Raw genomic sequence first — 258 nt, forward strand, 5'->3', positions numbered from 1 at the left:
CTCTGTACCTACAGCACCAACGCGTGGAGCAATTTTCGGCGAAAGTAAATCATTTTTATAAACTGAGCTTGATGTTGTTGCAGAGTAGTTATAGCTAATATCGTAAGACCAGCTATCGTTAATCTCACCTTCCATACCGGTTAAGATTCTGTATGACGTATGCTCAAGGTTATCTTCTCGTGGACCACCTTCAACGTTACGCTTACCAATATAAGCAACAAATTGATCATCGCCGTCTTGGCTAAATAAAGTTTGTAG

1 protein-coding gene is annotated in these 258 nt (G+C 40.3%); it reads right to left on the bottom strand.

Annotated elements, in window-relative coordinates:
• Positions 1–258 (bottom strand): hypothetical protein (locus tag AAEY57_RS20420; RefSeq protein ID WP_350608714.1); only part of this gene is annotated, 258 nt, incomplete at both ends.

The organism is Pseudoalteromonas sp. MER144-MNA-CIBAN-0113, assembly GCF_040308965.1.
Classification (GTDB): Bacteria; Pseudomonadota; Gammaproteobacteria; order Enterobacterales; family Alteromonadaceae; genus Pseudoalteromonas; species Pseudoalteromonas tetraodonis.